We start from the raw sequence: 12,598 nt of genomic DNA, 5'->3' as shown, positions 1-12,598 counted from the left end.
TTGTTGGCAGGATTATGGATATTCCTTTCTATGCAGGAGGTGTTGGATTGTTACTCCCATGAGGAGCTTGCCGCTTTGCAAGAAACAGCTCAGGATTTCCTAATGTGACTTGTGTAGATAGCTATGCTGTGGCGGTGGGGGCTCTGATGGATTGGATCGAGGAACGCCTCGGGCGCGACGCCTTGGCCGCAGTGGGACATCGCGTGGTGCATGGCGGGCCGAAGTATAGCAAGCCGCAGCGAATCACTGCGGAAATGATTGTGGAGCTGCACCAACTCAGTCCCTTCGATCCTGAGCATCTGCCGGAGGAAATCCTGTTGATCGAGGCGTTTCAGCGCCGATTTCCTGAGTTGCCCCAAGTAGCGTGTTTCGACACGGCTTTTCACCATGATCTACCGCGCGTGGCGCAGTTGTTGCCAATCCCGCGCCGCTATGAAGCGCAGGGGGTTCGGCGATACGGGTTTCACGGATTGTCATATGAATTTCTTATGGGTGAACTGGCTCGACTGGCCGGAACGGACGCGGCACAAGGCCGGGTCATTCTCGCCCACCTCGGCAATGGCGCAAGCCTGGCGGCGGTGCGTGATGGTAAATCCGTGGACACCAGCATGGGTTTCACACCGGCCGCCGGCGTGCCGATGAGCACCCGCTCAGGCGATCTCGATCCCGGACTGTTTTGGTATCTGGCGCGCACTGAAAACATGAGCGCGAAGCAATTCAACGTAATGATCAATTCCCAGTCCGGGCTGCTCGGTGTGTCGGAAACCAGTTCCGACATGCGTGACTTGCTCGGCCTTGAAACGCAGGACGTGCGGGCGGCTGAAGCGGTCGCGCTGTTTTGCTACCAAATCAAGAAATGGATCGGCGCGTTTGCGGCGGCGTTGGGCGGATTGGACACGCTGGTGTTCTCTGGTGGCATCGGAGAGAACGCCTCCAAAGTCCGCACCCGGATCTGCGGCGGGCTGGGATTTCTTGGCATCGAACTCGACGAAAGGCGAAACGCGGCGGATAAGGATGTGATTTCCACGGCGGACAGCCGGGTAGCGGTCCGCGTTATGCATACGGATGAAGAACTGATGATTGCCAAGACGGTCTGTCACGCACTCGGACTTGGCATGGTCAGTGAAAAAACGAATTCCGACCAAGCAACGAAATACAGCTCTCAGTCAGATCCGTTTTCGTTGCGCGATTTTCCATAGCGAAGCCGCCCACGCTGGAGCAATAGGAGTGCTGACACCCGAGCAGATCGAGATGAAACCGATTTCTCAAACACGCTGACAGCCGCACGTCAACACCGAACAAAAACGACAAACAAAATGAAAGGAATAGAACACATTCCAATCGCAAGCTGCCGAGCCTGCGGAGGGAAAAATGATGACGGAGGCCAAAATGATGGGACGCTGCCAGAACATGATGGAACAGAAACAAAAAATGATGGAAGGCATGAAGTCTCAGGACGCTGAGCTTACCGAGCAGCTTACCAGGATGAACAGCGCGCCGGCGGACAAAAAGTTGGGTCTGATAGCCGCCATCGTCACTCGCATGGTGGAACAGCGGACTGCCATGAATGCGCGAATGGCAAAGATGCAGGAGGAGATGATGCAGCAAATGATGGCGGACATGCAGATGGGCAAGAAATCCATGTCGAAGTGTCCGATGATGAAGGGGATGATGGACATGGACGAAAAATCGGCGCGGGGGCCCACAAAAAACATCAAAAAGAACAGAAATGACTGCTGAACGCCACAACGCACCACAAAATCTCCACGCCAACCCAACTGGAAACGCCGGAGACTGCTCAACCTTCGCACATTCCAGCCTGACTTGGCGGCGGTTGAGGCGATTCTTTGCGACCACGGTGTTGGCGAGTTTCGTTTTGAATGAAATCTGGGAAATAGCGCAGATGTCCTTCTACATCGAAGCGGCGGGCCATTCCTGGACGAGCACAATCGGTCTTTGCACGCGGGCGGCGGTGGGTGATGTGGGAATAATCTTGGCTATTTGCGCGGCGAGTGCGCTGGCCGCTGGCGATCCGGGATGGGGCTTGCGCGGCACGTGGAACGTCTATGCAACGGCGGCTCTTTTGGGGTTAGTCTGCGCGACGTTGGTGGAACATGCGGCACTTGCCGCCGGGCGCTGGTCACACACGGAGCGCATGCCCGTGGTGCCTGTGCTTGCTGCGGGCCTGTGGCCGCTACTACAAATGACACTGCTGCCTCCGCTCACGATCTGGATTGTCCAGTGGTGGGTGTGGCGCAGCGCAACGAAAGGGGCTTTATAATGAACAACATGATGAATGATACAGACGGATGGATGGGTGGAGGGATGTGGCTTTGGTCGGTGATCGGCGTGTTGCTGATAGTCCTGCTGGTCGTCGTTATCCTCAAGCTGACCAAAAAATAATTCAGCGCTCGGCGCTGCTCTACAACGCAAACTGTTAACCATGAAAGGAGCCCCGCTATGCTGGTCAAATTAGCTACGAACAAAACGGTGAGTGAGACTGCAACTGTCTTGCAGACCGCCGTCCAGTTCCATAATGAGAATGGCTGGTCTGTCAAGACCCGTTCAAAGCATCGCGGGGCGTGGTTGATCAGCGTTGATGGAAGAACCATAAAAATTGACAGGAGACTCCAATGAAGCAACACGAACACGCGACAAAAAATAAACCTGAATCTGAAATGCCGCATGCCGGGACCGACCATCAAGGCCACCATGCCCACATGGCGGCGGATTTTCGTAACCGGTTCTGGATCTCACTGGTCTTGACCCTGCCGATTCTCGCCCTGTCGCCGATGCTCCAAACGCTGGTGGGGCTGCGAGAAGCTATTCGTTTTCCGGGCGACATCTATGTTCTATTCGGCCTTTCTTCCGCAGTCTTTTGGTATGGGGGATGGCCGTTTCTCAAAGGCTTGTTCAATGAACTTAAAACCCGCAAGCCAGGGATGATGACGCTGGTCGCCGTCGCCATCACCACAGCCTATCTATACAGCAGCGCCGTGGTATTCGGCCTGACCGGTAAAATGTTTTTCTGGGAGTTGGCCACCCTCGTTGACATCATGTTGCTCGGGCACTGGATTGAAATGAAATCCGTAATGGGCGCCTCAAAGGCACTGGAGGAACTGGCTAAACTGATGCCCTCCGATGCGCACAAACTCATGCCTGACGGCAGCGTGAAAGACGTACCTCTCGGCGAGTTGACCGTTGGTGACAAGGTGCTGATCAAACCGGGGGAGAAGATCCCTGCGGATGGTGTCATCGTTGAGGGTGAGAGCTCGGTCAATGAAGCGATGCTGACCGGGGAGTCAACCCCGGTCAGCAAGAAAACAGGCGGCAAGGTGATTGGCGGCGCTATCAATGGCGAAGGCTCGCTCACCATTGAGGTGAAAGGCACCGGCAAGGACTCTTTCCTGTCGCAGGTCATCGATCTGGTCAAGCAGGCACAGGAAAGCAAATCAAAAACCCAAAACCTCGCCGATACCGCCGCAATGTGGCTTACCATTATCGCCTTGGGAGGCGGCTTGCTCACATTCTTGATCTGGCTGGTTCTGATGAATAAGGAGTTCGCCTTTGCCATTGAACGCGCTGTGACGGTGATGGTGATTACTTGTCCGCATGCGCTCGGCCTGGCGGTGCCGCTGGTGGTGGCCGTCTCCACGGCCTTGGCTGCGAGCAACGGCCTGCTGATTCGTAATCGCGGCGCATTTGAAAGTGCCCGTAAACTGCAGGCCATCATTTTTGACAAGACCGGCACATTAACCGAGGGCCGCTTCGGCGTGACCGATACGCTGTTGCTTGCTCAGGACATCGATGAAGAAACGCTGCGCAAGTATGCGGCTTCCGTGGATGCAAATTCAGAACACCCTATAGCCAAAGCTATCGCTGATTCTTCGGAGCAGAAGCTGCCCGTCGAAGGTTTCAAAAGCATCCCCGGCAAAGGCGCCGAAGGCAAGGTTGATGACAGAGATGTCAAAGTGGTTAGCCCCGGCTACTTGATAGAACAGAGCATCGCGCACGATGACCAGCGCGTCGAACCGCTGCAAGCCCAGGGCAAAACTGTCGTGTTTGTCCTTGTGGACGGGCAGCTGAAAGGTGCGATCGCCTTGGCTGACATTATCCGCCCCGAGGCAAAGCAAGCCATTGCTGCCCTCAAGGCATTAAATATTCGCTGCATGATGCTTACCGGTGATAACAAGGCGACGGCCCAATGGGTCTCGGATCAGATCGGACTGGATGAATATTTCGCCGAAGTCTTGCCGCAGGACAAGGCCGCCAAAGTGAAAGAAGTCCAAACACGAGGCGTTTTGGTGGCGATGACCGGCGACGGCGTGAACGATGCCCCGGCGCTGGCGCAGGCGGATGTGGGCATTGCCATCGGCGCCGGTTCCGATGTGGCGGTGGAAACCGCCGACGTGATTCTGGTGCGCAGTAATCCGCTGGATGTCGTTGCTATCGTGCAGCTCTCCCGCGCCACCTATGGCAAGATGATTCAGAACCTGGTCTGGGCCACGGGCTACAACGTTGTCGCCATTCCGCTGGCGGCCGGCGCGCTTTATGCGTGGGGCGTGCTGCTCACTCCCGCTCTGGGTGCGGTGCTGATGTCGGCGAGCACGGTGATTGTGGCCATCAACGCGCGACTGCTGAGACTGAAGGCCGAGCCTAAATCTGATGCCAAAGCCGAGCCTCAGCCTGAAGCCAAAGCCGAGCCTCAGCCTGAAGCTAAAGCCGAGCCACAGCCTGAAGCTAAAGCCGAGCCACAGCCTGAAACCAAAGCCGAGCCTCAACCTGAAGCTAAAGCCGAGCCTCAGCCTGAAGCTAAAGCCGAGCCACAGCCTGAAACCAAAGCCGAGCCTCAGCCTGAAGCTAAAGCCGAGCCTCAGCCTGAAGCTAAAGCCGAGCCTCAGCCTGAAGCTAAAGCCGAGCCTCAGCCTGAAGCTAAAGCCGAGCCTCAGCCTGAAGCCAAAGCCGAGCCACAGCCTGAAGCCAAAGCCGAGCCACAGCCTGAAGCCAAAGCCGAGCCTCAGCCTGAAGCCAAAGCTGAGCCTCAGCCTGAAGCCAAGGCAGAGACACCGTCCGATTTGACGTCACAGATCGCCAAGCGAGCCTTTGAAATCTACGAGGAACGAGGTCGTGCAGTTCAAGACTGGGAGCAGGCGGAGAAGGAGATTCAAAAAGAGATTTTTGATTCAGCCAAAGCCGAGTCTGAATCTGAAGCCAAGGTCGAGCCAAAGCCTGAAGCCAAAAAATGACCAAGCTGTTAAAAATAATCCAGCGTCCTGCACTGTAACTTATGTCAACTATTACCCTTGAGAGGTCATCTTATGCTGGTCAAATTATTTACCTTTAAAAACGTAACGGAAGCTGAGGCTGCCTTACAAGCCGCCGTACAGGCCAATCACTTTGGCGTGATGCAGGTGCACAACCTCAAAGAGACCATGAACAAAAAAGGCGTGGAATTCAACAGTGAACAAAAACGAAACTAAAACAACGAAAGGAATACTATTATGCTAAATAAAGCCCAAACACTAAAAGGTTACAAATTACACAGCCTCGACGGGGAAATAGGGACGGTCAATGAATTCTACTTCGATGACCACTTTTGGACGATTCGCTATCTGGTTGCCGACACAGGAAATTGGCTTACGGGCAGAAAGGTATTGATCTCACCGTATGCGCTGATCGCCGTGAATAAAGAAGAGCAATTCATCGCCATCGATTTGACCCAAAAGCAGATTGAAGACAGTCCACCCCTGGACAGTGACAAGCCCGTTTCTCGACAATTCGAAGAGTCCTACTACGAGTATTATGGATGGCCGATGTATTGGGGCGGCCCATTCATGTGGGGAGCTTATCCATCTTATCCCTACATTGTGCGCGACCGTGAAAAGTGGAAAGAACCCACTGAGGGTGAAAAAGCGTGGGATCCGCATTTGCGCAGCACATTCGATGTGAGCGGCCATCACATCCAAGCCGAAGACGGCGATATTGGCAATGTCGAGGATTTTATCATCGACGACGAAACGTGGACGATTCGTTATCTAATCATCAATACGCAAAACTGGTGGCCGGGGAAAAAAGTCCTGGTTTCACCGCAATGGATCGAGCGGGTTAGTTGGAGCGAGTCGACAGTCTTCGTTAATCTCACCCGGGAGGCCATCAGGCAGTCACCGGAATACACGGAGGAGTCTCTGCTAACCCGGGATTATGAGGCCGGACTGCACCGACATTACGATCGTCAGGGTTACTGGATCGAGGATCCGGCTGCCAAGGATCATTCCCGTTGAAGCAAGTACAAGAATGAGTTTTCTTGCATGCGTGACTTACTCGATCTTGAAACGCTGGCATTCCCTGGTCGCATAGGCGAAAACACGCAGCTCATTCGCCCGCGGATCTCTGTAAGATTGAGCTTCCCCGGCATTGAATTGAATGAGTTGCGCAATGGCGATATTGCGGAAGTCATTTCCTCGGATGCCTGCCAGGTAAAGGTTCGCGTCATTCGCGCGAACGAAGAACTGATGATTGTTCGTTCAGTGTGGCGCATGGAGAGAACAATGCTCGAAAGGACGGTTCCACCAAAGGCGGAGCTGGCGATTGAAGGAGCCACCCCATGACCCCTGCGCCCGCCATCGCCGAACAACCAAAAGCCCAAGCCTGGCACAGCCAGGCTGCCGAGGAAGTGCTGGCACAACTTGGCTCCGCAGCGACCGGGCTTTCGGCGACGGAAGCCGCGCAACGCCTTGCGGCTGACGGCCCGAACGAGCTGAAAGAAGGCAAGCGCATCAGCCCGCTGCAGATTTTTCTCGGCCAGTTCAAGAGTCTCATCATTTGGATTCTCATCGCGGCCGGCCTCATCTCCGGCGTGCTGGGCGAAGTGGTGGACGCCATCGCCATTCTCACGATCGTCGTCCTCAACGCCGTCATCGGCTTCTACCAGGAGTTCAACGCGGAGAAATCCATCGCCGCGCTCAAAAAAATGACCGCTCCCCAGGCCAAAGTGCGGCGCGACGGGCAAGTCACTTCGATTCCCGCCTCGGGAATCGTCGCCGGTGACATCCTTGAGCTGGAGGCCGGCGACCTGATCGCGGCTGATGCCCGGCTCCTGGAAGCGGCCTCGCTCAAGTGCATTGAGTCCGCGCTGACCGGCGAATCGGAGGCGGTGACCAAGCAGCACGCGGCTTTGGAACAGGGCGACATTTCGCTCGGCGACCGCGAGAACATGGTGTTCATGGGCACCAGCGTTGTGGCAGGCACTGGCCAAGCCGTCGTTGTAGCCACGGCAATGCAGACCGAGTTGGGCCGCATCGCTGGACTGATTGCAGAGGCGGGTGCGGAGGATGGTACACCGCTTCAGCAGAAACTCGATTCGTTCGGACGCATCCTCGTCTGGGCGACGCTGGGCATCATCGCGCTGCTGTTTGGGCTGGGGCTGCTGCGCGGGACGAAACTCCTGGAGTTGTTTATGACCTCGGTCAGCCTTGCGGTGGCCGCCGTACCAGAAGGGCTGCCGGCCGTGGTCACGGTATCGCTCGCGCTTGGCGTGCAGCGCATGGCCCGACGCCGCGCGCTCGTGCGCAAACTGGCCGCCGTCGAGACGCTCGGCTCGGCGACGGTCATCTGCACGGACAAGACCGGCACCTTGACCCTCGGCGAGATGACCGTGCGCACGCTCTACGTCGCGGGTCAAAGCTACGAAGTCACCGGCGAAGGCTATGGGCCGGATGGCGAAGTCCGCTTCGAGGGCAAGAAGGCCGAAGCGCCGCACACCGCACCGCTGCTCGAACTCGCGACCATCCTCCTCGGCTGCAACAACGCCCATCTCGTCCAGGAAGAAGGGACTTGGAAAACCGTCGGCGATCCCACCGAAGGCGCCTTGCTTGCCGCCGGCACCAAAGCCGGCGGCAACCAGGAACGTATCGATAAGGAGTTGCCGAAGCATCACGAGATACCTTTCGACTCCGACCGCAAACGCAGCACGGTGATTCGCAAGCTGCCGGACGGGAAGCTCCGCGCCTTCATCAACGGCGCGCCCGACGTGCTGTTGGAGCGCTGCACAAATCTCTACACCAGCACCGGGGTCCGGCCCATGACGGACGAGGATCGCCGGAACATCACGGCGCAAAACACCGCGATGGCGCAGCAAGCCCTGCGCGTGCTCGGTTCGGCCTGGCGCGACCTGGACAACGCTTCGCCCGTCGACCTGACGGCAGACGCCGTGGAGAAGGATCTCGTGTTCGTCGGTTTAACAGGAATGTATGATCCGCCCCGGCAGGAGGCCAAAGACGCCGTGGCCAAGTGTCGCGCCGCCGGCATTCGCGTCGTGATGATTACCGGCGACCATCCCGATACCGCGACGGCCATTGCGAGGGAAATCGGCATCGCTTCAGACGACGACCTGGCGGTCGCGGGTGTCGATTTGGACAGGCTGTCCGACGATGATCTCCGGCAGCGAGCGCCCAAAATCGCCGTGTACGCCCGCGTCACCGCCGAGCACAAATTGCGCATCATCCGCGCCTGGAAAGCGAATGATGCGGTGGTGGCGATGACCGGCGACGGCGTCAACGACGCCCCGGCCATCAAGGGCGCCGACATCGGCATCGCCATGGGGAAATCAGGAACGGAAGTCACCAAGCAGGCGGCGGACATGATTGTCACCGATGACAACTTCGCCTCGATCGTCGCCGCCGTCGAAGAGGGGCGCGGTATCTACGACAATGTCCGCAAGACGCTCCAATACCTGCTGGCGGGCAACACCGGCGAACTCCTGCTGATGACCTTCTGCGTGATCATCGGACTGCCGACGCCGCTGCTGCCGATTCACCTGCTCTGGATCAATCTCGTTACCGACGGTCTGCCCGCGCTTTGCCTGGCCACCGATCCCATCGACCCCGACGTGATGAAACGCCAACCTCGCCGCCGGTCCGAGCGGATTACTGACGGCGGCTTCCTGGGAACAATGCTTCTCACGGGTATACTCACCGCCGGCGTGGCGTTCGCGGTGTACCTCTACGGCTTGAAGACGGGAACCGAAGAAATGGCCCGCACCGAGGCTTTTGCGACTCTGGTCTTTGCCGAACTCTTGCGCTCTTTTGGCGCCCGCAGCGAGACCAAGCCGGTCTGGCGTATTCCACTGCTTTCCAACCTCAACCTTCTCCTCGTCGTCGCTCTCTCATTTGGACTCCAGGTGTGGAGCCATCATAACGCGCTTCTGAGCCGCTTCCTGAAGACGTCATTTGTGCCGCTCGCCGATTGCTTCATGCTACTCGCGGTGGGCGCCATCCCGCTGATGGTTTTGGGGCTAGTGAAGGCGGTGCGGAACACCCTGCGACAAAGAAAGACTGAGCCAGATGAATATGCCAAACGGCCTGATCAAAAGACCAGCGGGGTTTGGGCCATACTCTGGCTTGCACTGAAAAAGTTTTCACAGATAGACGGAGCGCAGTCTGCGGCGGCGTTCGCGCACTACGCCTTCTTCTCGCTGTTTCCTATGATTATCCTCATCGTCACAATTGCCTCTGCTTTTATCGACCGGGACCGGGCTGGAACAGAGGTCATTGCTTACATTGAAACTTACGTCCCGATTAATGGTGAAATGCAGAACACCATTTTTGATACCATCGCCGGTGTCATCAAAGCGCGCGGGCAGGCGGGTGTGCTTGCATTTCTCATGCTGATTTGGGCAGCCATGGGTTTCTTCGCGACACTGATCCGAGTCACCAACCAGGCCTGGGGCGTCGAGGTCTCCAATTGGTGGCGGCTGCCGTTCAAAAGCCTGGGTTTTCTCATCATCCTGGTCAGCTCGGTCCTCCTGGCCGTCGCGGTGCCGGTGCTGGCGAAAATGACGAAGGATTGGCTTTTACCAGAGCATGATTTCAGTTCCTGGATCTATATCCTGGGGAGCTTTTTTATCCCCTTGCTGGTGGTGTTCCTCAGTCTAAGCCTATTTTACAGGCTGGCTCCGCGTCGGCCCACGCGCTTTGCTGAAGTCTGGATTGCCGCTCTATGCGCCACGGCGCTCTTGCTGGCGGCCGAAAGTCTATTTGTGATCTACCTCGAGAACTTCGCCACGTTAAACGCAGTCTATGGGGCATTCGGCGGGATAATGGCATTATTGCTGTGGATTTTCCTTTCCGGGTGCATTTTCATCTTCGGCGCCTGCCTGTGCGCCGCTCAGTCCGAAGGACAAGTGCCTGCGGAAACAATGATAGCTCACTCAACCCAAGGAATTAAACCATGAATACCAAGACGCTTTCCCCGGAACTGCTCGACAAGATGGACGCCTACTGGCGCGCCGCCAACTATCTGTCGGTCGGCCAGATTTATCTTTACGACAATCCGCTGCTGAAGCGGCCGCTGACGCTCGCGGATGTGAAGCACATGCTGCTGGGACACTGGGGCACGACCCCCGGGCAGAACTTCATTTACGTGCACCTGAACCGGGTCATCAAAAAATATGACCTCGACATGATTTACATCTCCGGTCCCGGACACGGCGGCCCGTCCGTGGTGGCTAATACGTATCTCGAAGGTACTTACAGCGAGATCTATCCCGACATCAGCCAGGATGAAGCCGGACTGCAAAAGCTCTTTCTTCAATTCTCGTTTCCCGGCGGCATTCCCAGTCACGCCTCGCCGGAGTGCCCGGGCTCGATCCACGAGGGCGGCGAGCTGGGCTATTCACTCAGCCATGCGTTCGGCGCGGTGTTTGACAATCCCGATCTCATCGTCGCCTGTGTCGTTGGCGATGGCGAAGCGGAAACCGGACCGCTGGCTACCGCATGGCATTCCAACAAATTTCTCGACCCGGCTACCGATGGCGCGGTGCTGCCGATCCTGCACCTCAACGGCTACAAGATCGCCAACCCGACCGTCTTCGCGCGCATCGAGCCGGAAGAGCTGGATCAGTTTATGCGCGGCAACGGCTGGATACCTTATTACGTCGAGGGACATGAGCCTGCGCTGATGCACGAGGCCATGGCCGCAACGCTCGACTCGGCGGTGGAAGAAATCAAACGCATCCAGCACGAAGCGCGCGTCAACGGCAACACCATGCGCCCGCGCTGGCCCATGATCGTACTCAAATCACCGAAAGGCTGGACAGGGCCGAAATGGGTGGACGGCCTGCAAATTGAAGGGACTTTCCGTGCACATCAGGTGCCGCTTTCCGACCCGTCCACCCATCCCGAACACCTCAAGCTGCTAGAGGACTGGTTGCGGTGCTACCGGCCGGAAGAGCTGTTCGATACGCAGGGCAGGCTGAATCCGGAACTGGCCGAACTCGCGCCCAAGGGCAAACGCCGCATGGGCGCCAATCCACACGCTAACGGCGGCCTGCTGCTACGCGACCTGATCATGCCTGATTTTCGCAACTACGCAGTTAATGTGCCGTCACCCGGATCGGTTACCGCTGCCGATGCGCATGAGCTCGGCGTGTTTTTACGCGATGTGGTCAAGCTTAATCGGGAACAGCGCAATTTTCGGATTTTCGGTCCCGACGAAACACTTTCCAACCGCCTGGGCGCCGTGTTTGAGGTGACCAGCCGGCAGTGGGACGCACGGACGCAGGACAACGACGAGTTCCTCGCCCTGAATGGCCGGGTGATGGAGATGTTGAGCGAGCATCAATGCGAAGGCTGGTTCGAAGGTTACCTGCTTACGGGCCGGCACGGATTATTCAACTGCTATGAGGCGTTCATCCATATCATCGATTCGATGTTCAACCAACACGCCAAGTGGTTGAAGGTCACGTCGGAGCTGCCGTGGCGGCGGAAAATCGCTTCCCTGAATTATCTGCTGGCTTCGCATGTCTGGCAGCAGATGCACAACGGCTTTACCCATCAAGACCCCGGTTTCATCGACCATGTCGTCAACAAGAAAGCCTCCGTCGCGCGCGTGTATCTGCCGCCGGATGCCAACTGTCTGCTCTCGGTCTGGGATCATTGCCTGCGCAGCCGCCACTACGTCAATGTCGTGATCGCGGGCAAGTATCAAGCACCGCAATGGCTGACGATGGATGCCGCCATCAAGCACTGCACGGCAGGCATCGGCATCTGGCAGTGGGCCGGCAATGACGCAGGCGCTGAACCCGACGTGGTCATGGCCTGCTGTGGCGACGTGCCCACGCTGGAGACGCTTGCCGCCGTATCCATTCTGCGCGAGCACTTGCCCGACCTGAAAATCCGGGTGGTCAATGTCGTCGATCTCATGAAGTTGCAGCCGCAACTCGAGCACCCGCACGGATTGAGCGATAGGGATTTCGATGCGCTCTTCACCAAAGACAGGCCGGTCATCTTCGCCTTCCATGGCTATCCGTGGCTGATCCACCGGCTTACCTACCGCCGCACCAACCACGATAATATTCATGTCCGTGGTTACAAGGAAGAAGGCACTATTACCACGCCCTTTGATATGACGGTGCTGAACGATCTGGACCGCTTCCACCTGGTGATGGACACCATCGACCGCCTGCCGCAGACCGGCGACAAGGGTATCTACCTGAAGCAACAGCTCAAGGACAAGCTCATCGAGCACAAACAGTACATCGACAAGTACGGTCAAGACATGCCGGAAATCCGCAACTGGAAATGGAAAGGGTGAAACGACT

The 12,598-nt window shown here is 57.1% G+C and carries 9 protein-coding genes; all 9 read left to right on the top strand.

What is annotated here, in order from left to right:
* Positions 1–104 precede the first annotated feature (104 nt).
* The 9 genes from RW114_RS15245 (at position 105) to RW114_RS15205 (ending at position 12,591) form a co-directional block, all read left to right on the top strand.
* Positions 105–1,199, top strand: coding sequence for an acetate/propionate family kinase (locus tag RW114_RS15245; protein WP_340123619.1), 1,095 nt, complete (start codon positions 105–107; stop codon positions 1,197–1,199).
* Positions 1,200–1,371: 172 nt separating this feature from the next.
* Positions 1,372–1,740 carry a hypothetical protein gene (locus RW114_RS15240; protein ID WP_340123618.1) on the top strand — a complete coding sequence of 123 codons (369 nt, stop codon included), beginning with the start codon at positions 1,372–1,374 and terminating at the stop codon, positions 1,738–1,740.
* A complete protein-coding gene (locus RW114_RS15235; RefSeq protein WP_340123617.1) occupies positions 1,730–2,281 on the top strand; it encodes a hypothetical protein in 552 nt (183 codons plus the stop codon). The genes RW114_RS15240 and RW114_RS15235 overlap by 11 nt, the downstream gene beginning before the upstream one ends.
* Positions 2,282–2,633: 352 nt before the next feature.
* A complete protein-coding gene (locus RW114_RS15230) occupies positions 2,634–5,246 on the top strand; it encodes a copper-translocating P-type ATPase (protein WP_340123616.1) in 2,613 nt (870 codons plus the stop codon).
* A 72-nt stretch (positions 5,247–5,318) separates the two neighbouring features.
* A complete protein-coding gene (locus RW114_RS15225) occupies positions 5,319–5,480 on the top strand; it encodes a hypothetical protein (protein ID WP_340123615.1) in 162 nt (53 codons plus the stop codon).
* Between the two features lie 21 nt (positions 5,481–5,501).
* The gene (locus RW114_RS15220) at positions 5,502–6,281 is read left to right on the top strand and encodes a PRC-barrel domain-containing protein (protein ID WP_340123614.1); all 780 of its coding nucleotides are present in this window, start codon (positions 5,502–5,504) and stop codon (positions 6,279–6,281) included.
* Between the two features lie 27 nt (positions 6,282–6,308).
* Positions 6,309–6,608, top strand: a complete 300-nt coding sequence (locus tag RW114_RS15215) for a hypothetical protein (protein ID WP_340123613.1) — start codon at positions 6,309–6,311, stop codon at positions 6,606–6,608.
* A complete protein-coding gene (locus tag RW114_RS15210; RefSeq protein ID WP_340123612.1) occupies positions 6,605–10,231 on the top strand; it encodes an HAD-IC family P-type ATPase in 3,627 nt (1,208 codons plus the stop codon). The genes RW114_RS15215 and RW114_RS15210 overlap by 4 nt, the downstream gene beginning before the upstream one ends.
* The gene (locus RW114_RS15205; protein ID WP_340123611.1) at positions 10,228–12,591 is read left to right on the top strand and encodes a phosphoketolase family protein; all 2,364 of its coding nucleotides are present in this window, start codon (positions 10,228–10,230) and stop codon (positions 12,589–12,591) included. Before RW114_RS15210 ends, RW114_RS15205 begins: the two co-directional genes overlap by 4 nt.
* Positions 12,592–12,598 lie beyond the last annotated feature (7 nt).

Source organism: Methylobacter svalbardensis, from assembly GCF_037671525.1.
In the GTDB taxonomy this organism is placed as follows: domain Bacteria; phylum Pseudomonadota; class Gammaproteobacteria; order Methylococcales; family Methylomonadaceae; genus Methylobacter_A; species Methylobacter_A svalbardensis.
Note: the sequence above shows the minus strand (reverse complement) of the source record. Positions and strands in the feature narration are given on the sequence as shown.

Bases quoted from the DNA above. Each gene is read 5' to 3' on its own strand.
- RW114_RS15230 (WP_340123616.1), top strand. From the start codon at position 2,634: ATGAAGCAACACGAACACGCGACAAAAAATAAACCTGAATCTGAAATG.
- RW114_RS15220 (WP_340123614.1), top strand. From the start codon at position 5,502: ATGCTAAATAAAGCCCAAACACTAAAAGGTTACAAATTACACAGCCTC.
- RW114_RS15235 (WP_340123617.1), top strand. From the start codon at position 1,730: ATGACTGCTGAACGCCACAACGCACCACAAAATCTCCACGCCAACCCA.
- RW114_RS15205 (WP_340123611.1), top strand. From the start codon at position 10,228: ATGAATACCAAGACGCTTTCCCCGGAACTGCTCGACAAGATGGACGCC.
- RW114_RS15240 (WP_340123618.1), top strand. From the start codon at position 1,372: ATGATGACGGAGGCCAAAATGATGGGACGCTGCCAGAACATGATGGAA.
- RW114_RS15215 (WP_340123613.1), top strand. From the start codon at position 6,309: ATGCGTGACTTACTCGATCTTGAAACGCTGGCATTCCCTGGTCGCATA.
- RW114_RS15210 (WP_340123612.1), top strand. From the start codon at position 6,605: ATGACCCCTGCGCCCGCCATCGCCGAACAACCAAAAGCCCAAGCCTGG.
- RW114_RS15225 (WP_340123615.1), top strand. From the start codon at position 5,319: ATGCTGGTCAAATTATTTACCTTTAAAAACGTAACGGAAGCTGAGGCT.